Source organism: Psychrobacillus sp. NPDC093180 (assembly GCF_044754065.1).
In the GTDB taxonomy this organism is placed as follows: domain Bacteria; phylum Bacillota; class Bacilli; order Bacillales_A; family Planococcaceae; genus Psychrobacillus.
Map to the genome: position 1 here is coordinate 92,570 of NZ_JBIVOJ010000006.1, position 22,713 is coordinate 115,282.

Sequence of the window (22,713 nt, forward strand, 5' to 3'; positions counted from 1 at the left end):
AGGAAAACATCTATGTAAACGTTTACAAAATATAGTTATTTAAATACTTTATAGCTATTTAGTACATTAAAATTATTATTCGAAAATTGGGAATTGATATAGGCAAACGCTTGGTAAATCCAAGCGTTTTTTGAGCTATATATATGGGAGTGCAGGTTACAAATTAGGTCGTAAGTCTTTAAATAGAATAAGTTAAGCTTTTACCGAACTCTCTAAAACATCCGGGCCACCAAATACATACCTTAAAAAAATCGGAACGATAAACAATATGAAAAAAACACGAAACAATTGATAGGCGGTAACCATTGATACATCCGCTTGGACGGTGTGTGCCGTAACACCCATTTCTGGTAATCCACCTGGAGCTATACATAAAAAGGCTGTAGTCATTGAAATCGGATAGACAATATGTAAGCCATAAGCTAAAACGAGTGCAAAACCAACAATCAATAATCCAGAAACAATCGAAAAGGGCAGTAGCTTTTTCCAATTTTTCAGCATATCCATTTTTATTCCGAGACCCAAATAAACACCTAAGCAAAGCTGTGCAAGTATGATAAGTATGTGAGGTAACGGAAATGTTCCAAAGCCAGCCACAGTTAATATAGCGGATGATAGTAGAGGTCCTATAATCCATGGTGTTGGAAATTTGAAGCGAACTGCACACGCAGTGATAAGTAGAACAATGATAAGAACCGTAATAATTTGAAAAAAATTGCTGTATTCTGATTGCGTTACTACATCAACAGTAGGGGTTCCGGCTACTGTTCCACCACTTGAAAATGCATGAATCGACAGTGTAGGTACAATGAAGATAACAGTTAACATTCTAATTGTTTGCATGAAGATAACAACAGTGGAATCTGCTCCCTTGATCTCTTCGCTCAATAAAACCATTTGGGATAACCCACCTGGTGTCGTCCCCATTACCGCACTTGCTATATTAATTCCAGTTAATTTGGAAACAAAAAAAGCAATTGCCAGTCCGACAACTACCATTAGAATAGTAATAATAGCCATGGATGGTAGCTGGTCTACAATCTGTTTCGCACTAGCAATCGTAAACGATAGGCCCATACTATAACCTAGTAACATTTGACCTCCATTTTTAAAACTTGCCGGCCAATATAAATTCCGTTTGGATAATAACTTCCAAACTATAACAGCGGTTAAAGGTCCTAACATCCACGACAATGGTAATTTTAATAATGTGAATATCAAACCACCTAATATGCCACATAGTAAAGTTTCTATAAATGGAAGCTGGCTTTGTTTTCTTTTATTTATCAACTTAACAACAGATACTAAAGTCATGATGTCCTCCCGTTCTTACTAATCACTTATATACGAAAAAAAAGGCTGTCTCAGATTATGTAGTACCTCTCGCCCCTCTTGTATGAAAAGGGGGAGATATTGACACATAGATCTTGGAGTCAACCTTGTAATTATAACATTCCTCTTAAATAACAGCTTCTATAATACGATCGTTGAAATAGACGACATTTGAGAGAATTTTATTGTCTTTTATCTTTTCAGTTGATTCTCTTGCTTCTTTTTCGTCCTCAAATTCAAACATTTTAATACTACCATCATTCGTATAAACAGTTAGAATCCACATTTATCCGTTCCTCCAATAGTTATATTAAAAAGTAACGATGTAAAGACAGTAGCTAGGTTCGAAACAAGCCAGTGTCTTGTACTTTTGCCAATCGTACAGCTATTAGTGTAAAAAGTAAATAATACGAAATATTATATCATTAAATTTATTTAAACTATTTTGTTTATTTTGTTCATAGACATATTAGTCTTCCCTATTTACATTCATTAAAGCCTCATACATCCTATCTTGCTCTTCTAGAAATTTTGCAGTTTCACTACTGTTCTTATAAAAGTCTTTCCACATATACTTCCCTAGCGTTTGCTGCCACTTTTCTGTTTGCACCATTTTTTCAAATGTCGTATCCCAAAATTGAATTTCATCCTTCGTCATGTTCGGCGGTCCCATCACACCACGCCAATGTTCAAATACTAAGTCTATGCCTTCCTCTGACCATGTAGGAACATCTGGAAGCTCTTTTAATCTTTTATCTGATGAAATAACGAGCATTTTCACTTGATTTATATCGTAATATTTTTTAGCCTCTGCTAAGGTCATGGTTGCCACATCTATTTGCTTTTTTAATAAGGCATCTACTACTTGAGCACTGTTTTCATATATATAAAAATCAAGCTCATCGGATTTTAATCCCACTTGTTTACCCGCCAATACAAACGATAGCTGATCATCATTCCCTAATCTTGGAGAAACACCAATTTTAAAATTATGGGAGGCTTCTTTCATATTGTTCATTAAGCTCCTTGCACTGCTTATAGTTGAATCCTTAGAAACGATCACAACCTCCCATTCCGTAGCTAACGTGGCGATTGGCGTAAAGTCTTTATAGGTTATCTTACTTTGGCCTAATAAATGATTGGTAATGAGCAAACTAGAATTAATAGCTAATACATGACTTTTTTGCTGTTTTGTATATTTCCAGCCTAACTCTCCACCAGCTCCTATTTTATTCATTACTTGAATATCTTCGTCTATTAAGTTTTCACTTATTAAAACGTCTTGCATTGCCCGTGCTGTTAAGTCCCAGCCTCCACCCATTGAACTCGGGGCAATAATCGTTACTTCATTTGCAATGACTTCTTGATTCTTTTTAGGTGAACATCCGGTTAATAGCGTCACCAAAATCATCACAATGACTATTATTTTTTTCCTCATTGTTTATCCCTCGTTAATTGATTCAAATAGAATGAATATTACTTGTTATTCTATTAAGTAATATTTTCGCTGAGGCCTTCCTACAATTCCATACTCATGTTTTGCGATGCAGACATTTTCTGAAACAAGAAATTCTAGATATCTTCTTGCAGTCGTTCTAGATACCCCCATCGTCTCACTCATTTCATCGATAGAGACGCCTTTAAGCTCTTCCACCACTTCTTTTATTTTCTTTAACGTATGGCGATCAACACCAGTAGGAAGATCCTTTTCCAGGATTGTCGATTGGTTGGTGATTCCAAAGAATCTATCAATCATTGTCTGATCTATCTCATCACTCTTACTTAATAATTCTTTTCTTCTTTTATAATCTTCAATGGTTTCTACAAACTTTTTCATGGTTACTGGTTTTAATAGATAGTTAAATACACCATATCTGGCTGTCTTCTCAAGCATTGTTCGTTCCGTTGCAGCTGTCACCATAATAATATCAACTGCTGGATAACTCTCTCTAATTGTAGCTAATAAATCAGTACCAAGCTTATCGGGCAAATAGATATCTAGCAAAAGTAAATCTACTTCATTTTCGTTTAAAAGCTCCATCGCTTCTTTCGCATTTAACGCCTTCCCGACCAATTTTACACCCGTTACCTTTTGCAAAAATTGTTCCTGTACTTGGGCAATTCGAAAATCGTCCTCTACTATTACAACTTTAATCACTTTATCCCACTCCTTACTCTATCCGAAAACCTTTTTAGGAAGGTAGACTGTAAAAATAGACCCACCATTAGGTTCATTACTCACTTCAATTGTTCCACCTAGCGATTCTACAATGCGGTTGACATTAAATAGACCATACCCCCTATTTTCACCTTTAGAGGAGTAACCTAGCGTAAACAAGGATGCCAACAAGTCGTCTGAAATTCCTTTTCCGCTGTCCATTACTTCTATAATAATATCGTTTCCAAGTCCCATTATAGAAAAAGTCACTTTTTTCTCATTCTGCTCTGCAACCGCATCAAACGCATTATCGAGAAGATTTCCTATAATTGTGATGATATCTGTTACCTCTATATGACTTGGTAAAGGGTCTACATAGCTTTCGGCATCAATTTCAAGCCTAATTTTCTTTTCCGATGCTTTTCCTAGCTTACCTAACAAAATAGCTTGGACATTTGCATCATGAATTTGGTTAAATAATATATCATTTTGCTGCTGATGAGTAATAGACTCTTTTTGAATAAGCTCAAATGCATCTTGATATCGTTCTAACTGTAATAATCCTGATAACAAATATAATTTATTGGTGTACTCATGTGTTTGTGCTCGAAGTCCATCTGAATAGTCACGTACCTCTGTTATTGTATTCATCAACTTTTTTAACTCCGTTTTGTCTCGAAAACTAGAAACGACGCCTGTGACATTTCCACTTTCGATTATCGGGATTATATTAAAGATGAACATTTTATCATTGATCAAGACCTCCACATTATGAGCAGTCTTTCCTGTCTGTAACGCATCCTCTATGTTTATATCCTGAAGGACATGCTGAATATGCTGACCTATAAAATCTTTTTCGTTAAGGTTCAACATAGACTTTGCAGAATGATTGATCAAAGTTAAAAATCCATTTTCATCAATAGCTATAATTCCCTCTTTAACAGATAAAAGAATGGCACTTCTTTCCCGATACAATGCAGCAATTTCATGTGGTTCCAACCCCAACGTATCTTTTCTTATACTTTTTGTTAGGAATATACCGCCAGTAATTCCTAACAGCAATACAATTAGTGATGCGATAATAATAATTTTCACTCGCTGATATATACTCTCATAGATGTCTCTTTCCAGAAACTCGACAGATACTGTTCCAATCACTTGAGTATATTCTCCATAATCCGCCATAATCGGAACCTTCCCAATTAAAACTGCGCCTTCCTCACGCTGCAATTCAAAATTATTAGAACCACCAAATACCAACGTCTGATAACTGGTATTGTCTAAACTCTTCTGACCAACCAGGCTTGGATTCGTATGTGAATAAATAATGCCCTCCCGATTTTCAATAATAATATTTGCCGCATGCACCTGATCTTTTACTTGCTCGGCAATTGGTCGGAAGTGAGTCTCAATATCTTTTTGTTCAATAGCATCCCTAAGCTCGGGCATAAGAGAAATCGACTTTGCTGATTGCAACGCCAGCTGTTTCACATGATTTCTAGTATCGACCGATTGAAGGTAAGCAAATATGCTTGCGAGAAGAATAATGATTAAAAGAATTAACGTACTAATTAGACCTAATATTTTTGTTTGTAATGGAATATTTTTAAGTTTATTCATGGTCAAAACTCTTTTCTTAAAATAACTATCTTTTCAATTTTAGCATTTCTCCAACAAATTTACATGATAGGACGGTAATACGAAAAAGAAGATCCGCTACGAATAGCGAATCTTCTTTGTTAAGATTATAGGATAAAGCTTACAATAACTGCTGATAATACACTTACTAACGTTGCTCCGTATAAAAGCTTCAAGCCCATTCGCGCTACAACATTACCTTGTTTTTCATGAAGGCCTTTTACTGCACCGGAAATAATTCCAATAGAAGAGAAGTTTGCAAAGGAAACAAGAAAAACAGAAAGAATTCCAATTGATCGCTCACTCAAGCCTGACGCTAATTCATTTAATGAGAGCATTGCCACAAATTCGTTTGTCACTAATTTAGTAGCCATAATACCACCTGCTGTTACTGATTCTGAAACAGGGATACCCATTAAAATCGCAAATGGGGCAAAGACATAACCAATAATTTGTTGGAATGAAATTCCGAATATCATATCAAACAAAGTATTTATGCCTGCCATTAGGGCAACGAAACCGAGTAACATCGCAGCAACTATAATGACAACCTTGAATCCATCTAAAATATACTCACCCAACATTTCAAAGAAGCTTTGTTTTTCTGTTTGGATAACAAGGAGATCCTCTTCTTCTGTTACAGTGTAAGGATTGATGATGGAAGCAATAATGAATCCTCCAAATAAGTTAATCACAATTGCCGTTACGACATATCTAGGTTCAATCATCGTCATATAAGCACCGACAATAGACATCGATACAGTAGACATCGCTGATGCAGAAAGTGTATATAGACGTTGAGGAGATAGATGACCAAGCTGTTTTTTCACCGTAATGAAAACTTCAGATTGTCCAACGATAGCAGATGCTACTCCGTTGTATGATTCTAACTTACCCATGCCGTTTACTTTACTGATGACCCAGCCAATCCATTTCATAATGAAAGGAAGCACTTTAATATGTTGCAGAATTCCTATTAAAACTGAGATGAATACGATAGGAAGTAGAGCTGATAAGAAGAAAGGAGCTTGTCCTTCGTTCGCAAGGCCACCAAAGACAAAATTGATTCCTTCATTCGCGAATTCGAGTAATTTTTCAAAACCAGCTGCGATTCCCTTAATAAGTATCAATCCAAATTTCGTATTTAGTAATAAGAAAGTTAGTATTACTTGAATAACAAGCATTTGGATAATTGGTCTGATCTTTATTCCTTTGCGATTATTACTTGCAACCCAGGCAAGAGCCAACACAACAATTAAGCCTAAGATTGAGATTAAATAGTTCATTTAATGCCTCCACGAAATAGTATTATTAGAAGGTCAAACGTCTGACCATTAAACTTCCTTACTAAGTATACATTTATTACTCATTATGTCCAAATACTATTTATAAAATGTTACCGATTTCAAAAGAAATATTGGAATATTATGGTCACGTCATATAAAAGAAACAAAGTGAAATAAGCATATATTCGATTCCATTATCGTAACTTATGTCTTTGTGACTATTTTTTCAATTCCACCACTATTTAGAGGACTAGTCTTTATTTACCTCAACTTTCTCCAATTAAAACAAAAAAGCCACCATCACCGAATTATCTTCGGTAATAGTAGCTTATAAAGCTTTTATGGCTGTACTTTTTAAGAATTAACAGGAGATGCTTTACCAACTTTGTTTTCTTTACGTACTTTAGCTTCTTCAGCCGCTGCTGTGAACAATACGTCAGAAGAAGAATTCAGTGCAGTTTCACAAGAATCTTGAATAACACCAATGATAAAACCTACCCCTACAACTTGCATCGCAATATCAGCTGGAACTCCAAATAAGCTACAAGCTAAAGGGATAAGTAATAGAGATCCACCTGCAACACCTGATGCACCCGCTGCAGAAATAGCTGCTACAACGGAAAGCAGAAGTGCAGTGACAAAATCGACTTCAATACCTAGCGTTTTTACTGTAGCAAGCGTTAGCACTGCAATTGTAACCGCTGCTCCAGCCATATTAATAGTAGCACCTAGAGGAATGGATACTGCATATGTATCTTCATCTAAGCCAAGTTTTTCACATAACTTCATATTTACTGGAATATTAGCAGCAGAACTACGTGTAAAGAATGCCGTAATACCACTTTCTCTTAAAACCATGAAAACAAGCGGATAAGGGTTTTTTCGCGTATAAATAAATACAAGTAATGGATGCACGACAAGTGCGATAAACAACATACATCCTACTAAAATCAAAATCAATCTACCATATTCAACTAAAGCAGAAAGCCCACTTGTAACAATTGCATCAAATACAAGCCCCAAAATACCAAGTGGCGCTAAATTGATCACCCATTGTACTACTTTCGTAATTGCATCTGAAAAACTACCTAACATGTCTTTCGTATTTTGACTTGCACTCTTTAAGGCAAGTCCAAGTACAACTGCCCACGTTAGTATACCTAGATAGTTTGCATTTATAATAGCATCAACCGGATTAGCAACTAAGTTAAATAATAATGTTTGAACAACTTCCACAATACCTTCTGGCGGTGCAAGATCTTCAGCCCCTGTTGTTAATGTTAATGTGACCGGGAATATAAAGCTTGCAACTACGGCCACAGCACCAGCTAAGAATGTACCAAGCAAATAAAGAAACAGAATTGACTTCATATTCGTTTTCTTACCGCTTTTATGTCCAGCAATGGCGTGCATAACTAAGAATAATACTAGTACTGGTGCAACTGCCTTTAGTGCTCCAACAAATAATGAACCAAGAATCGTAACTCCACTTGCGGCATTAGGAAGGGTTAATGCTAAGATAACACCGATTATAATACCGACTACAATCCTTTTTACAAGGCTAATTTGGTTCCATTTAATTAATAAATTTTTCATCCTACTATCCCCCAACATATTCTTCACACATCTATTATAAAAGAGTACAATCACTTCTCCCCAGTTGAAATAATATGTACTTATTTTATCATTAAATAGACTGATATTTTATTTTAACACAAATTTTTCGAATGTTATATTGTTATTTTTTGCTTATTCTAATTGGTGCTGTGTATCAAATAAGAAAACCTCCAAATAATTATTTGAAGGTTAGAAAATATATAGTAATGAACCTTTTTATCATACTTTTTCATTTGTTCCTTTATTCCTCACAAAAAAATAAGCAGTAATCCATGTGGTTATAGGGATAACTAGTGTCACTCCAATTCCAGCACAAAGGATCGTGATTATTTCGGCACTGAAAATCTTCGAATTGACGATATCCCCAACGGAATACGATAAATCTTTAAACCATATGAGTAATGCTAAATATCCCCCAAAGAACGCAAAAAACAGTGTATTTGCACTAGTTCCTAATATATCTCTTGCAATAGACAATCCAGAGAGGAATAACTCTTTTCGACTAATGTCCGGATGATGATAATGGATTTCCCGCATAGGAGAGGAAACTGCTATTGCCGTATCCGTAATTGCTCCAATTGTACTCATAATAATCACTGACACTGCAATTTTCACAAAATCTACTTCGACTAATAAGGAAAACGCTCCAAGCTCCCCTATTTCTTCTTCGCCAAATCCTTGTATCATTGATTTATTCGTTACGAAGATAATAAATAAAAGTAAGATAACAATACAAATAATCGTGGACAGAAAAGCGGTTTTTGTTTTGCTATTCACTCCATTAATATAGAAAAGATTGATGCAGCTAATCACTACACAGGCGTTTAAAGTTACAATCACTGGGTCAATATCCGGGGAGCATAGCAAAATAACTGTTATTATAATGACAGCAAAGTTGAAAAACAAAGCAAAAAAAGACCTTACCCCTTTTCTGCCTCCAATAATGGTCATTAATAGAAACAAGATACCGCCTAATAGCACTAATACATTCATAGTCTTGCCCTCTTTCTATTCACGAAAAATAAGGTCGTATACAGACCTATCGGAATGGTCAACACAATTCCTATTCCTCCCGCTAATGCACGCGCCAATTCCAGTGAAAGAGTTAAGGAAATCGTATAACCAAATGGAGAAGCATTTTTAAAATAGAGAATAAGCGTTGGAATCGAACCACTTACATAAGCAAAAAACAAAATATTTGTCATCGTGCCCATAATATCTTTTCCGATTTCCATTCCTGATTTAATGAGTGCCTTTACAGATATGTAATTATTTTTCTCATATAACCCAAAAATCGAAGAAGACATCGTTATAGCTACATCCATTACAGCACCTAAAGAACCAAGGAATAATCCTGCCATAAATACCATGCGATACGGACGAGTAATAAACTGCATTTCCTCATAACGAAGTCCTTTTTCCCCAGTTACCAACAAAACAAGGTATGTAATCAATAGCGATACAAAAGTTCCAAGCAAGGTCGCGATGATAGCTGCATATGTTTTCTCATTTAAACCGTTCGCAAGTAACAATGAAATGACCGTAAACAAAATAACACTTATTCCACAAATCCATAAGAGACTTTGACTAGAATTATGAATATAGATATCCAGTGCATATGATAAAAGGATGGCATTAAATACTAAACTAATAAACGAGAATAGACCTTGTTTTTTCCCGACAATCAGTAAAACAATGATAAATACCCATCCAATCAGCAACAAATACTTATCCCGTTTGACCTCTTGAATTGTTCCCGTTAAATCTGCATCCTTTTTATCACTTTGATCGATTTTAACAAATAACTCATTTCCAATCTGAAACTCATGATCATAGGCTTTGGATTGGGAGTATTCATTTGTTAAATGAATCTCCTTTCCTTTTTCTTCTCCATTTAATAATTTTGCAATTATATGCTGTGTATATAAAGTATCTTCATTACCATTTATATCACTTACTTTGACCACATCTTCTATATTGGTATGGACAATCTTTGCTATAGGTTTGTCATAAAAGGAATAATTATTAAAAACAAAAATAACAGAACCTATAAAACAACATAGAACTATGGCAATAATTACTTTATCTTTGGAGCTCATCTTTTTATAAATACTTCCTACCAAATTCATTCAAGGACCTCCGCTAAAAATGTTTCTAGATTATAATTTCAGTATAGCTCTACAGAATATTGTTTGGAAATTATATGAAAACAACTATTAGAAAAACTGCTACTCTTTTAAGTATGGATTAGAAGATAAGAGCAAATTCCTATTGTAGTATATTACCAAATTATTGTTGTCATTATAATATTTCTTATAGTTCTGTTTTTATTAGAATGATTTTTTACGCTATAGAAAAAAACACCTTCACGTTGATAATCTAGGTATTGTATACCCACTTTCAACGAAAGGTGTTCTTGTTTGTTTTATTTTTTAGACCAGTATAAAATGTATCATTACGGCTAGTTCTTTAACTGAATAATCTCAGCAGCTGCCTGTTCAGCTGATTGAAGTGCACCTTCCAGATGGCCGCCAAATTGTGAATTAGTCTCAGTTCCAGCAAAATAAATTTTCTTTTCCCAAATTCCTGCATTTGGTGGTTGACCATAAATCGGAAAATCTCTAAGTGGATCTAAATCTTCCTCGACAGTCGTCTCAGTATCCTGAGCCCAATCCTTATAAAGGATAGCCCTTACCTGTTGAGCCGAGGGTCCAAAGAGCATAACCAATTGGTCTATAACTAATTTTAAAAATTCATCCTTACCCATTGTTCGGCGCATTCTTGCAGGTAATCCGAAAAAACCAAACAATGCGCCAGCCCCTGTATGAGGAGAAGCATCATGGATTTCTTGCAAGGGTCCTACCCAGCTTGTTGCGAAACCAGATAACCCAGCTTCCCTCCAAAAGGGACGGTCATAAACTGCAATTACCTTAGCCTGCCCTCCCATCCAAGTGGGTTTGCTTAGTAGATCAGCATTTAGATTTGGCGGGAGAGAGGGCGAAAATTCAATTTGATGAGCTACAATCCTAGGTGGCAATGCTAGGATAATAGCACTTGCTGAAAAATTTTTTCTCTTTCCATCAGCAGTATTTGCTTCTACTATAAGAGAATTGTTATCTAGTCGGATTGCTGTAACTCGTGTATCTAACTCGACCGTTTCTGAAGGTATAGTCTTTGCTACAGCATCAATTAAAGATTGCACACCCCCTACTAATCGAATGGACCTTGCATCAGCATTTTCGGGCAGTATATAGCGCTCTGGTACTGCGTTTGGAGAACGTTCTGAAAGCATTGCCCCTTTGTTGTACTGATCAAATGTTTTTAAATCCAGCTCTTTAACAAGTCGAGTAATCGTGCTCTCATACTGCGGCCAAAACCAGGTTGGTCCAAGGTCAAATTTGCCTAATTCAGGTTTGTTTGGAACAGAAGTACTCAAGACCCTACCGCCAATCCTATCTCTAGCCTCTAGCACCTTACATTCGATGCCCTGTGCAGTGAGTAGAGATGCAGCTCGAAGCCCACTTAAACCAGCTCCAACAATGACTATGGGATTTTTCATTTTCTTTCCTCTTTTCAATCATATGTAAGCTGTCTAAAAATACTTACGAAACAGCTATTCCTTTTATCATTAAAAAGAGAAAAGAGGAAGAACTAACGCTACCCTCATTTCTCTTATAACTTTTACTAAACAGCTAAGGATATTAGTAATTTTTAGTTTACTTAACTAGCTGCATTACTTTTTCCGGATCAAATCCTAGTATCCATTGACCATTTATTTCAGTTTGTGGAACTCCCATTTCACCTGTCATTTTTACTAAACGGTCTGCAGCAATCGGATCTTCCTGGACGTTTACTTCTTCAAAAGGAAGTTCCTTCTCGTTTAAGAAATTTTTCATCATTGTACAATATGGACAAGTATTAGTTGTATAGACTTTAATTTGATTCATCAAAAAATCCTCCTCTTTCATATTAGTTTTGTACTTTCACCTAAAAGCCAAACTAGTATTACAAATACAAAAATCAGCTTTTTATCTGTTTACCACCTTGCCAAAAGCTCAAACTCCCTCTAAGTCTTTATCCCTTTATTTTTAAAGGAGACTCCTTTAAATACTGCTTCTGTTTATTTTTACTGCCAATAGACCATACAACGATCGGAATAAGGATTAAGGATAAAATCCCACCAGCAAGTGATAACATTTCATAACTGGAACCAGCAACCACCATACCCGACATGGCACCGCCTGCAGATCCTGCTAAAGCTATAAAAACATCCACTGTGCCTTGCGTTTTAGCACGTGTTGCAGGTTCAGTCGAATCAATAATTAAAGCTGTACCGCTTATTAATCCAAAATTCCATCCTATTCCGAGTAAAGATAGGGCCAGGATCATGAAAAATACAGAATCTCCTGGCGCTATCGATGCTACAATTCCTGCAAGGAGTAATGTTACTCCTGAAGCAATTGCCATGACAGGTCGACCAATCTTATCAACAAGAATTCCTGTTACAAGTGAAGGTAAGTACATCGCACCGACGTGGAAACCAATAACAAGGCCGATTGCCCCTAGAGCGTGACCATGATGTCCCATATGAATTGGCGTCATCGTCATAATGGAAATCATCACAATTTGACTAAGCACCATAATGATAGCTCCAACTGCAATTCCTTTTTTATTTAGTGGATTCTGTTCCGGAACTTCGCTAGTTTCCATATTTTCTTTATGTGCATTTATTTGTAATGCAATCTTGAACGGATCAGGACGTAAAAAAATAAAGAGAAAAATCCCTGCGGATATAAATGCTGCTGCGGATAAAATGAAGGGACCTGCGAGTTCTGGAACACCGATAGAGTGAGCCACACTTCCCATCACCTCGACTAAATTTGGACCTGCAACTGCTCCAATTGTCGTCGAAACCATTGCTATACTTACTGCAGTTCCCCTTTGCTTTTTGGTTGCTAAATCAGTACCGGCATAACGTGCTTGTAAATTTGTAGCAGTACCTGCCCCATATACGAGCAGGGAAGCGAATAATAAAATCACACTGTTTAAGACAGCGGCAATTACAACACCTATTGCTCCAAGTCCACCTACTATAAATCCTGTGGAAAGACCCCTGCGTCTTCCATAACGATTAGAAAGTCTTCCTACTACTAATGCTGCTCCTGCCGAACCTAACGTAAATAAAGCAGCAGGAATACCTGCAAATGCTCCCGTGCCAAGCATTTGTGCTGCAAGCAATGCTCCAACTGTTATTCCGGCAGCCAATCCCGCTCCGCCGAACATTTGGGAGATTACGATAATCAGCAATGTCCGTTTATATAATTGTTTTTGTTTTTCTGGATTATTTAAGTACGTTTCTGCTGTGTCTTTCATTTTACTAACCATAATGAATACCTTCTTCCTCCAATTTTGTTTAAAAGCATAAACCTTTAGTTTTGTACCACTTCATATTTGACCTTAATGTTAATCCCGGTCAGACAGTCAGCTTGGAATCAAGAAGGGTTGTTTCTTTTTCTAATTCACGATGCAATACTTCTCCCATACGCTTCATACCTTCCCTAATTTTCTCGTTCGACATATTGGAGTAATTTAGGCGTAATGTATTTTTTTCTGTACCGTTTGGAAAAAAAGGAGTTCCGGGAACACAGGCAACATTATTTCTTAAGCACTCTGAAAATACATGCGCTGCATCCAGCTCCTCAGGAAGCTCAACCCATATAAATAATCCTCCTTCTGGCTTACTATAAGAAATATTTTTGGGAAAAAGTTCTTCGATACAAGAGAGCATAGTTGTACATCTTTCTTTATAAACAGCTTTGATGTTATGAATGTGATCTGCGATATCAAAGAGTTCCATATACTTAGCTGTAATTCTTTGAGCAAAACTATCTGTATGTAAATCAGCTATTTGTTTTAGAGCAACATACTTTTCAATTAAAGAATCATCTGCACAAATCCATCCCAGTCGAAGTCCTGGAGCAAAGATTTTAGAGAAAGTGCTTAAATAGATTACTCTGCCTTCAGTATCGAAATGTTTCAAAGGGGGAAGTTCCTCTCCAGCAAACCTAATAGCTCCATACGGATTATCCTCTATAATCAGTACATCATATTGATTGGCAAGCTCAATCATTCTTTTTCGTCTTTCCAACTTTAATGTGCGGCCTGTAGGATTTTGAAAATCAGGAATCGTATAAATAAATTTTGTTGTAGGATGCTCTTGCAGTTTTATCTCTAACTCTTCCATCATCATGCCATTCTCATCCATACCAACTTCTACGAATTTGGCATTGTATGACTTAAATACATTAATCGCTGCAAGATAGGTCGGACTTTCACAAATTATAGTATCTCCCTCGTCGATGAATAATCTTCCGGTAAGATCGATTGCTTGTTGGGATCCCGATGTGATAAGAACATTTTCAATAGTAGAGTTAACACCAATATCTTTCATCATTTCACAAATAGCTTTTCTTAAAGGGACATATCCTTCAGTTGTACTATATTGAAGAGAAGCCGCACCTGCTTCATTCAATACGGCATTGCATGCTTCCTTAAGAGCTTCAACAGGAAACAACTCTGGAGCAGGTAGTCCTCCCGCAAAAGAGATAACTTCAGGTCTTGCGGTTACTTTCAATATTTCACGAGTCTCCGAGGATTTTATTAAATGCGTTCTCTTTGCAAATTTGTTTTCCATTTATAAACCTTCCTTTTTTATGATTATATGGATAGCTACTTTTGTTTTTCCGAAGAATTAATGATCAGCTAACTGCCTGTATCCTTATCCATTTCTTTTAATCCACCTACTAGATTTGAATCATGATAACATGCACAAAAAAGCCATACAACATTAAAATTGTATGGCAAACAATATTAAAATTGTATGGCAAACAATATTATCATAAAATTCCGATTATAATTTTCTTGATTATAGCAACACAACATTAGATAAAATCATTTAGTAAACATTTAAGTATAGTCAATCCTTGCTCAAGCTCTTCAAGTGATTCTGGTGCACAGACAGCAACCCTTACAGCGCGTTCTGGACTACTGTTTCCAACTACAAATCGTTCAGCCGCATACACTTGTACCCCGCGCTCGGCGGCTAACTTTTCAAACTCAGCTCCTGTGATAGTGCCTGGTAATAACAGCCAACGAAAGATGCCAGCATCATGGCCTAAACATGTATAGTCTTCCAAGTATCGATTGACGACTTGGTTTCTGCGAATTGTTTCTTCCCGATGCCGTTCAATTAAGACCTCAAATTGATTCGATACAATAGTACGTGCTGCTAATTCTGCTAGTAATGGGGAAACTGATATATTTATATTATAAAGTGCCTTTGAAATTAGCTCCTTAAATTGACTCGGCACCGCTACATAGGCTAATCGTAACCCTGGAGCTATTGATTTGGATAAACTTGCAATATGTATGACTCGTTCCGGTGCAAAGGATGCGATTGCCGGAAGTGGTTTTTTGTTATGGAGATGATACGTAGCATCTTCAATAATGAACTGATTATACTTTTTGGCAATTGAAGCAATCTTTCTTCGATTTTCTACAGACATACAGCTAGCTGTCGGATTATGATAATCTGGTATTAAGAAAATCCCTTTAATATGCTCATTTTTACAAGCATATTCAAAGGCAGCTGGACTCATTTCATTGTTCTCTGATTTTATCGGTACTATTTTCACACTGAGCATTGCTGCAGCTGTTTTCAATCCCGGGTAAGTATGTTGATCAACCCCAATGCGATCTCCTGGCTGACAAAGACTAGCCAATGTGGCAGCCATGGCATTTTGTCCCCCGTTTGCAAATAAAATGTGATCAACCGTTGTTTCAAACCCACCTCTTCGAATTAGCTTTATAGCCGCATCCTTTTGCCAAAGGCTTTCTCCTGCTCGGCCATAACTAAACCATTTTTCGTAATCTGTCTCTTGTAGCATACTTTTCAACTGGAGAAATAGTGGCTCGAAAGAAGCATTATCTGGTAGTGTTGCCCCCATTTCAATTAGATGCTTCGGCTTCGCATCTTCCAGTAAATATGCATTCGATAACGCATCATACGATACAAAGGTGCCACTTCCGACAGATGTACTTAACAAGCCCTTTAACACACACTCTTTAAAGGCTTTTGAAATGGTGCTTAAATTTAAATCCAAATAATCCGCAAGTTCTCGTTGTGGAGGAAGTTTTGTTCCAGGTAGTAAAACCCCATTTAAAATATCTTGCTCCAATTGGTCAGCGAGTGCTTGATAAATCGGCTTTTTAGTTTTATCGATCGATGGCTTCCAGCTCATTGGATAGTCTTCAAAAGAATTAACCGGCATGATACTCAACCCTTTTTTATAATTATTCTATACTAAAAAAGAAAACACTTCTTCATAAATTGAATCCTTGTCTTTCCCTAAAGTCATTAAATGCGTGGAATTTGGAAAAGCTTTTATTCTCTTTTTAACTGAAGAGACATTTTCCACTATAAAATTTGCGCTTTTTTCATATAAAGAGTCGTCTCTATTTCCATAATAGACTGCTATTGGAGCGGTAATAAGAGAATTCTGCTCCATTGTATGATGAATAAACTGTTGGAATAGCTCAAAAGAATGTAGGGACATTTCCTGAAAAGACAACAGTTCATTTATAATCTCCTCAGCTGTTTTCCCTTCGAGCTGCTTGTATCCTTTTGCATAATCAACGAGTCGTTGTTTTAATCGTTCTGGTGTCCGCTCTTTTGGGACAGACATTACAACAAGTCGTTCAATTGGTTTTTCCTGAGCTAATTTTAATGCAAAGATACCACCTACTGATATTCCTATAACAGAAATCCTTTTTGCGCCGTGTTTCTGTAGAAAATCGTAAGCTTTTTGTACATCTTTCCACCAATCATTAATATCACAATTGAGCAGAGCTTCTGGTTCCACTCCGTGTCCTTTGTATAGCGGGATATAACATGTGCAACCAATACGTTCGTTGAGATATTCAGCTAATTTTTTCATATCACGTGTATGACTTGTGTAAGAATGTAAAAACAATATCGCTGATTCATTTCCTTGTAGAAAAAGTTCTTTTGCTGGTAGAATTTTCATTTTAACCTCCCGTATGTCTATATCTTTTCTTTATTTTATACTAATTCTAAATCTAAAGAAGAAATTTTAAATTATTGTCTATCGCTATTCACTTTATAACTTGTTTGGAAAAGCGACTGAATCCAATTTCGCTAATAAATGTGGAGCCTAGTAACAATACACCACCGAATATTTGAACGATTGTCATTTGCTCTTGCAGAATAAGTGCAGAAATCATGATAGCTACAAACGGATCTACATAACTTAGCATCGCAATGCTTTGCCCTTTTAAATTTTCCATACCAGAGAAAAACAACAGAAATCCAATACCTGTATTGACAATCCCTAATAGGAAGATAAAAGGAATCGAAGAACTGGATAATGCAAAAATTCCAAAGCCTTCCGTCAATAAAACATATGGTAGTAATAGTAAAGAAGTCGTTCCAAGCTGAATAATGGTCAACTCTAACTTCCCTATCTCTTTAATAAATTTATTTAGAAGCAATAACGCCGCATAAAATGCAGCAGCGATTAATCCAAAGGAAAGTCCAAGAAGATCCTCTGAATCGGGTGCACTCAGCCCTTCCCCCACAATTAGTACCATTCCTATAATTGCAACGAGAATACACACAATTTTTTTCATGGATAATGGTTCCCGAAGTACAAGTGGCGAAAGAATCATTACAAATACAGGAGCAAAGTAATAACCTAGTGTTGCATTGGCAAGTGTCGTATGGTCGTATGATTGATAAAGAAAAATCCAATTTCCTCCTAATGCAATACTAGAAAAAATTAAAAATAATGCATTCGATTTTACTGCAGTCCAGACTATTTTTTTCTTCATTAGGATGAAGATTAGTAGCAAAAATAAACATCCTAAAAAACTACTTAGTAAAGCTCTTTCACTTGCCGATAGATCAATGTACCGAACTACTAAACCAATGGTGCCAAAAATTATCATCGATAATATAAACTGAATCTTAGATTTCATACGCTCCCTCTTTCCAACTTGATTTTCTAGTAGTAGTAGATTAGCATATTAACAAGTATTCCAAAATCAAATGTTTGTCATGTTATACATAACAAAATCGCATGGAAAGGAGTGAAGAATATGAATATCCAAAAATATATGGCCTTTGTGAAAGCCGTTGAATATGGGAGCTTTACAAGAGCTGCTCAAGAATTAAACTATACGCAGTCTGGGATCAGTCGAATGATTAACGATTTAGAATCAGAATGGGGAATTTTACTATTTGAAAGAGGACGCGGAGGTATCACTCTAACGTCTGATGGCTTAAAGTTATTACCTCAGTTAAAACGAGTTTGTAACGAACATGAAATGCTCCAGATACAGATTGAGGAATTACACGATATACAAACTGGAATCATTCGGATTGGAACCTTTTCAAGCGTAGCGACACATTGGTTACCTAACATCATTAAAATTTTTAGGAAAGATTATCCGGGGATTGATTTTGAATTATTATTAGGGGATTATACAGAAATCGAAAATTGGATTATCGAAGGGCGGGTCAACTTTGGATTTTTACGACTCCCGACAAAAGGGGAAATGGAAACTATTTTTGTGGAGCAAGACCGTTTGTTAGTAGTAATTCCCGAAGATCATCCTCTCGTGGATTGCGATAAGTTTCCAATAAAAGAGTTATCGAACAGTCCATTTATGCTATTGGAAAAGGGAGCAAAAGCGGAGATCTCCGAGATTTTTGCGCAACACGAAATCACACCACAAATTCATTTTACGACTTGGGATGACTATGCCATTATGTCGATGGTAGAAAACGGACTAGGAATCAGCATATTACCAGAATTGATTTTACAGCGTATTCCATACCAAATAATCGCAAAAGAGCTGGAAGTGCCTGCTTACCGAAATATCGGTATTGGGATGAGAGAACAAAAATCACTTTCACTTGCGGCTAAGCGATTTTTAGAATATTTATCCTTTCGAAGGAGAGAATGATTTGTGTTTATCCCTTATTTCTAACCCATCTGAGCTCTGCACTCAAGTATGGGTTATTTTTTATGGCTTAATGATATAATTGATACTTTTAAAACCTCGAATTCCGCTACTGGCTCCCCCTTTCCCATAGGATTACTACAATAGATAATCTTTAATTTACTGGATCAGCCTTCACCGATATAATGTTCAACTGCTCTCCATACTCTAGCCGTGCTACTTTCCGTGCTTGAACAGAGGTCCTTGCCGTCACTGGTATGGATTGTAGCTTGCCATTTATTTCAGCTTGAACAGTAAAGCATCTTGCTCCGCATTTCATGAGCATCATCCTCCATTTTTTTTTCTTGCTTCAAAGCATTGTAGTATGAACTCTTTTAAAATGTTCATTTTTTCCTTCGTGTCCACTACTTCCAGAGGAATATATAATTCATTATTTTTCAATTTGAACTTTCTTAGCTTGGCAATATCAAAAGCTAGCTGCTCCTGAATTTGCTGCTGAAGTTGTTCACCTAAATCAGTCTCTTTGTCCCCTGGCGCTACATGAAGGATTAAACACTGGTAATTTTTACTTCCATGTAATGTAGCGAACTTCGGCTGCATACCAGCATATGAAAAGGGTTTATAACCTATAATTAAGTTCTTTTCAGCAATCGTCAATCTCATGTCAAAGTTTGAAAAATATTGATGCAATTCACTAAATACGATTAAATTATTCACTGTTTCTCTCTCCCCCTAAATATTTTTCCATCAGTTGCTTTGCTTCTTCTATCCCTGCTTCTGTTAAATAAACAGATTTTGACTTGGTGCCGCCACGTAAATAATCTTGAACCTTTAATTGATCGAGTGCTTCGAATGAATAGCCCTTCCAGCTTCTTCGCATTGTTTCCGGAATATCTTCTTCCTTCCAAGAAGTTAAATACAGTAGAAGTAATGTCAATTCTTCGATTTCTTTTTTCATTTTTTCCATACACCTACCTTTAATAAGTACTCTGATTTATTTACTATATCTATTATACAATGAGATATATTTTAGCAAAATGGATTGACTCTGTGGTGCACCCCACAGTTTATAATAAAAACGGGAGGCACAGAATGTATAAAATTAGTGAATTTGCAGAGCTAACAGGGCTAAGCAAGGAGACCTTACGATACTATGCAGAAGTAAAATTACTGGAACCAGCTTACATTGATCCAGTTAACAAATACCGCTACTACGATGATGGTAGCTATTTTCTAGCTGTGCTTTTAGTGAAACTGAAAGGCTTTGGATTTACGATACAAGAAATGATTTCAGTAATGGAAGATGAGTCTTTTGCTAATCTAGAGAAACTGTTGCAACAAAAAAGAAATGCTATAACACTTCAAATAAATGAACTAACAACGAAATTAGAAGAGCTAGATGAATTTCTTGAATCAGGAAGGGAGAATGCAGATTGATCAAGTGGAAAGAAGAAACAATAATAGAAGCTAATATTGAAAAAGTATGGAGCTTATTTCTGGATAAAAACATTTATAAAATTATGGACAAAGTAGAAGATCACGTGCTTATAGAAAAGCAGGAAAATGAGGTAGGTGCAAAACACCGGCAAAGTTACCGAGAAGGAAAACGGGTAGAGACATATATCGTGGAAACATTAGCTTATGAAGACCTACCAGAGAAAAAACACAAAAAAGTGAGCTTTGTATTAGGTAAAGCTTTTGAAATTACGTTTAGTTTTACCTTGTATAAAATAGACGACAATCAGACGAAATTCGTTTACGAGGGGCAAAATAAAGGAGTGAATTTTGTAGGGCGAGCGATGCTAAAATTGGGCAGTGAAAAAAGTAATAATAAAGTGGTCCAAGAATTTATGGAAAAAGTGGAACGAGAAGCATTGGAGCTTTAAAACATAAACAGCTACAGGAGAGGAATAAAATGCATCCAAAGTTACAAATTCATAAAAGAAAACCAGACTTAGCTTATCGCTTGTAGTCTGGTTTTTGCTTTATTTGAAAGATAATAATTCTGCTTTAAGTGTACCGTTTTTATCGACAAGCTTGATAATACCGATTCCTGGTGCTAGGTAATACGTATCCCCATTCTGAATACGAACAACTACCACGTTGTCGAATGTTCCCGCTTTTACTTTAATTGTGCTAGTTGTACTTTCTACATTTACCTTATAAAAAGCTTCACCGTTGTCACCTACTGGATAATACTCCTTTGTTTGTTTTCCTTCCGTCAATGGATAAGCAATATCGAGTAATATCCAATCGGTATGACTTACACCAAATACTAGACGATCCTTTAACTCAATATAAGTAAAACCATCTATGGAATTACCTTTATAAATTAAAGAAGCTCTCGTTATATCATATACAGAATCATATGAAGTATTCGTAGTAAATTCCTTTTGTGTATTCTCAGTAAAGCTAGGGGAATACTCAAGTTTCATCCCAGCCTTTGGAGTAAGATCACCAATTACTTCTTTATTAAGCAATGCAAGCTTGCTTTTAGATGGAGTTTCATATTTCACTTGAGCACCTTTTTGTACGTAGCTACTTGCTCCTAAACCATATAAACCCCCATTTGTTCCTTTATACGTATAAACTCTATATTCTTCGCCTTTTTTCAAAGTGCGTACTTTATTGAGTGATCCATTTGAACCTATTTTCACTAAATTCGTATCTGCTAGAATGGTTACCTTACCAATTTGTCCTTGTTTTAATGCTGTTTTACCCCACATAACTTTGTTAGTGGATGCGTCTACTTGTATGTTACTAAAGCTTATAATACCCAACGCAAAAACAGTTATCAGAACTACCTTACTTATTCTTTTGAACAACCCTAACCACTCCTTTCGTTAAACAGTATATTATATCTGAAAAACATATAGAATACAGTTTTTTTTCATGCGGAATAATGCGAATCGTCAGATTGGAGTAAAGTTCCTTCTAACATACGGTAGGTCGTGTTTTAACTCTTTCTATATTTCTATTCCATCATTTTTTATTATAATTTCTAATATTACCACATTAGAAACTTCTGCTATATGATAGAAGAAAAATTGAGAGTTAGGAAAAAGTTTATTAGATGTAACTTATTCTTTAAATTTTTTTCTTTTTGACTTTATATACTTCTCCGCTAAGTGACCAGCAAAACCAAAGATAATCCCCCAGCATAATCCGTTAAATATCGGACTAGATAAAAATGAAAAAAAGTGATTTCCATTTAAAAAACAGTCATGGTAGTAAACTCCTAAATTCATTCCCATAACAAATAATATAAAAAAACCAGTTAAATATGTCTCTTTAGGATAATCTTTCTTCTCTCGTTGACAATTAATAACGATTGCTTTGTTATAAGCCTGCCACATAGAAAAACCATAAACAGATGGATAGAATAAACCCCATTGATGATTGAACACATCGTGTGCTAGTTGGTGATCGCCATGGAATGAATGGACAATAGACGTATTTAAACTAGAAAGTCCGTTCGTAGAAATTTCAAACAAAACAAGGAATGCTCCAAAAATATATTGACCATTATAAATTTGGCCGAAACCAATCATCGTGACTGACCAAAATAAAGCAGCGATAGGAGATTTATATTCATTTGTTTTTTTCATTTTATTAAGCCTTTCTATAAGGGGTGACAAA

At 36.0% G+C, this 22,713-nt stretch carries 24 protein-coding genes; 3 read left to right on the forward strand and 21 right to left on the reverse strand.

What is annotated here, in order from left to right; genetic code table 11:
• Positions 1-192 precede the first annotated feature (192 nt).
• The 16 genes from ACIP9W_RS10525 to ACIP9W_RS10600 all read right to left on the reverse strand — a co-directional run bounded on the left by ACIP9W_RS10525 (position 193) and on the right by ACIP9W_RS10600 (position 18,087).
• Positions 193-1,314, reverse strand: coding sequence for an AbrB family transcriptional regulator (locus tag ACIP9W_RS10525; protein ID WP_400788946.1), 1,122 nt, complete (start codon positions 1,312-1,314; stop codon positions 193-195).
• Between the two features lie 145 nt (positions 1,315-1,459).
• Positions 1,460-1,618, reverse strand: coding sequence for a hypothetical protein (locus ACIP9W_RS10530; protein ID WP_282241815.1), 159 nt, complete (start codon positions 1,616-1,618; stop codon positions 1,460-1,462).
• Positions 1,619-1,801: 183 nt separating this feature from the next.
• The gene (locus ACIP9W_RS10535; protein ID WP_400788948.1) at positions 1,802-2,770 is read right to left on the reverse strand and encodes a tripartite tricarboxylate transporter substrate binding protein; all 969 of its coding nucleotides are present in this window, start codon (positions 2,768-2,770) and stop codon (positions 1,802-1,804) included.
• Positions 2,771-2,815: 45 nt separating this feature from the next.
• Positions 2,816-3,490, reverse strand: a complete 675-nt coding sequence (locus ACIP9W_RS10540) for a response regulator (RefSeq protein WP_400788950.1) — start codon at positions 3,488-3,490, stop codon at positions 2,816-2,818.
• Between the two features lie 18 nt (positions 3,491-3,508).
• On the reverse strand, positions 3,509-5,110 hold the full coding sequence (locus ACIP9W_RS10545; RefSeq protein ID WP_400788952.1) for an ATP-binding protein: 1,602 nt from the start codon (positions 5,108-5,110) through the stop codon (positions 3,509-3,511).
• Between the two features lie 125 nt (positions 5,111-5,235).
• On the reverse strand, positions 5,236-6,414 hold the full coding sequence (locus ACIP9W_RS10550; RefSeq protein WP_400788954.1) for a NupC/NupG family nucleoside CNT transporter: 1,179 nt from the start codon (positions 6,412-6,414) through the stop codon (positions 5,236-5,238).
• A 354-nt stretch (positions 6,415-6,768) separates the two neighbouring features.
• Positions 6,769-8,010 (reverse strand): serine/threonine transporter SstT, encoded by a 1,242-nt coding sequence (gene sstT / locus ACIP9W_RS10555; protein WP_400788957.1) that lies wholly within the window; start codon positions 8,008-8,010, stop codon positions 6,769-6,771.
• A gap of 240 nt (positions 8,011-8,250) precedes the next feature.
• On the reverse strand, positions 8,251-9,024 hold the full coding sequence (locus ACIP9W_RS10560) for a YibE/F family protein (RefSeq protein ID WP_400788959.1): 774 nt from the start codon (positions 9,022-9,024) through the stop codon (positions 8,251-8,253).
• Positions 9,021-10,160, reverse strand: a complete 1,140-nt coding sequence (locus ACIP9W_RS10565; RefSeq protein WP_400788961.1) for a YibE/F family protein — start codon at positions 10,158-10,160, stop codon at positions 9,021-9,023. The genes ACIP9W_RS10560 and ACIP9W_RS10565 overlap by 4 nt, the downstream gene beginning before the upstream one ends.
• Positions 10,161-10,492: 332 nt before the next feature.
• Positions 10,493-11,590 carry a flavin monoamine oxidase family protein gene (locus ACIP9W_RS10570; protein ID WP_400788964.1) on the reverse strand — a complete coding sequence of 366 codons (1,098 nt, stop codon included), beginning with the start codon at positions 11,588-11,590 and terminating at the stop codon, positions 10,493-10,495.
• Between the two features lie 157 nt (positions 11,591-11,747).
• Positions 11,748-11,978, reverse strand: a complete 231-nt coding sequence (locus tag ACIP9W_RS10575; protein ID WP_282241823.1) for a glutaredoxin family protein — start codon at positions 11,976-11,978, stop codon at positions 11,748-11,750.
• A 127-nt stretch (positions 11,979-12,105) separates the two neighbouring features.
• The gene (locus ACIP9W_RS10580; protein WP_400788966.1) at positions 12,106-13,416 is read right to left on the reverse strand and encodes an MFS transporter; all 1,311 of its coding nucleotides are present in this window, start codon (positions 13,414-13,416) and stop codon (positions 12,106-12,108) included.
• A gap of 88 nt (positions 13,417-13,504) precedes the next feature.
• Complete coding sequence (locus ACIP9W_RS10585; protein WP_400788968.1) at positions 13,505-14,725, reverse strand: aminotransferase-like domain-containing protein; 1,221 nt, start codon at positions 14,723-14,725, stop codon at positions 13,505-13,507.
• A 247-nt stretch (positions 14,726-14,972) separates the two neighbouring features.
• Complete coding sequence (locus ACIP9W_RS10590; protein ID WP_400788970.1) at positions 14,973-16,361, reverse strand: aminotransferase-like domain-containing protein; 1,389 nt, start codon at positions 16,359-16,361, stop codon at positions 14,973-14,975.
• 27 nt (positions 16,362-16,388) lie between these two features.
• A complete protein-coding gene (locus ACIP9W_RS10595; protein WP_400788972.1) occupies positions 16,389-17,117 on the reverse strand; it encodes an alpha/beta hydrolase in 729 nt (242 codons plus the stop codon).
• Between the two features lie 88 nt (positions 17,118-17,205).
• Positions 17,206-18,087 carry a DMT family transporter gene (locus ACIP9W_RS10600; protein WP_400788975.1) on the reverse strand — a complete coding sequence of 294 codons (882 nt, stop codon included), beginning with the start codon at positions 18,085-18,087 and terminating at the stop codon, positions 17,206-17,208.
• 120 nt (positions 18,088-18,207) lie between these two features.
• On the opposite strand from ACIP9W_RS10600, the gene ACIP9W_RS10605 reads away from it, so the two are divergent.
• Positions 18,208-19,077: a LysR family transcriptional regulator gene (locus ACIP9W_RS10605; protein ID WP_400788977.1), complete on the forward strand. Its 870-nt coding sequence runs from the start codon at positions 18,208-18,210 to the stop codon at positions 19,075-19,077.
• Between the two features lie 151 nt (positions 19,078-19,228).
• Here ACIP9W_RS10605 and ACIP9W_RS10610 read toward each other — a convergent pair whose 3' ends face one another.
• Genes ACIP9W_RS10610 through ACIP9W_RS10620 form a run of 3 tightly spaced genes read right to left on the reverse strand, consistent with a single transcriptional unit; the run spans position 19,229 to position 20,032 of the window.
• Entirely contained in the window at positions 19,229-19,393 is a 165-nt protein-coding gene (locus ACIP9W_RS10610) for a hypothetical protein (RefSeq protein WP_400788980.1), read from the reverse strand.
• Between the two features lie 5 nt (positions 19,394-19,398).
• Entirely contained in the window at positions 19,399-19,791 is a 393-nt protein-coding gene (locus ACIP9W_RS10615) for a hypothetical protein (protein WP_400788983.1), read from the reverse strand.
• Positions 19,784-20,032: a DUF6429 family protein gene (locus tag ACIP9W_RS10620; RefSeq protein WP_400788985.1), complete on the reverse strand. Its 249-nt coding sequence runs from the start codon at positions 20,030-20,032 to the stop codon at positions 19,784-19,786. Before ACIP9W_RS10620 ends, ACIP9W_RS10615 begins: the two co-directional genes overlap by 8 nt.
• Positions 20,033-20,166: 134 nt before the next feature.
• On the opposite strand from ACIP9W_RS10620, the gene ACIP9W_RS10625 reads away from it, so the two are divergent.
• A complete protein-coding gene (locus tag ACIP9W_RS10625) occupies positions 20,167-20,511 on the forward strand; it encodes a MerR family transcriptional regulator (RefSeq protein ID WP_400788987.1) in 345 nt (114 codons plus the stop codon).
• Positions 20,508-20,960, forward strand: a complete 453-nt coding sequence (locus ACIP9W_RS10630) for an SRPBCC family protein (RefSeq protein WP_400788990.1) — start codon at positions 20,508-20,510, stop codon at positions 20,958-20,960. Before ACIP9W_RS10625 ends, ACIP9W_RS10630 begins: the two co-directional genes overlap by 4 nt.
• 99 nt (positions 20,961-21,059) lie before the next feature.
• On the opposite strand, the gene ACIP9W_RS10635 is transcribed toward ACIP9W_RS10630, so the two are convergent.
• Together ACIP9W_RS10635 and ACIP9W_RS10640 are read right to left on the reverse strand one after the other, a co-directional pair.
• Positions 21,060-21,899, reverse strand: coding sequence for a hypothetical protein (locus tag ACIP9W_RS10635; protein WP_400788992.1), 840 nt, complete (start codon positions 21,897-21,899; stop codon positions 21,060-21,062).
• 255 nt (positions 21,900-22,154) lie between these two features.
• Positions 22,155-22,682, reverse strand: coding sequence for a hypothetical protein (locus ACIP9W_RS10640; RefSeq protein ID WP_400788994.1), 528 nt, complete (start codon positions 22,680-22,682; stop codon positions 22,155-22,157).
• Positions 22,683-22,713 lie beyond the last annotated feature (31 nt).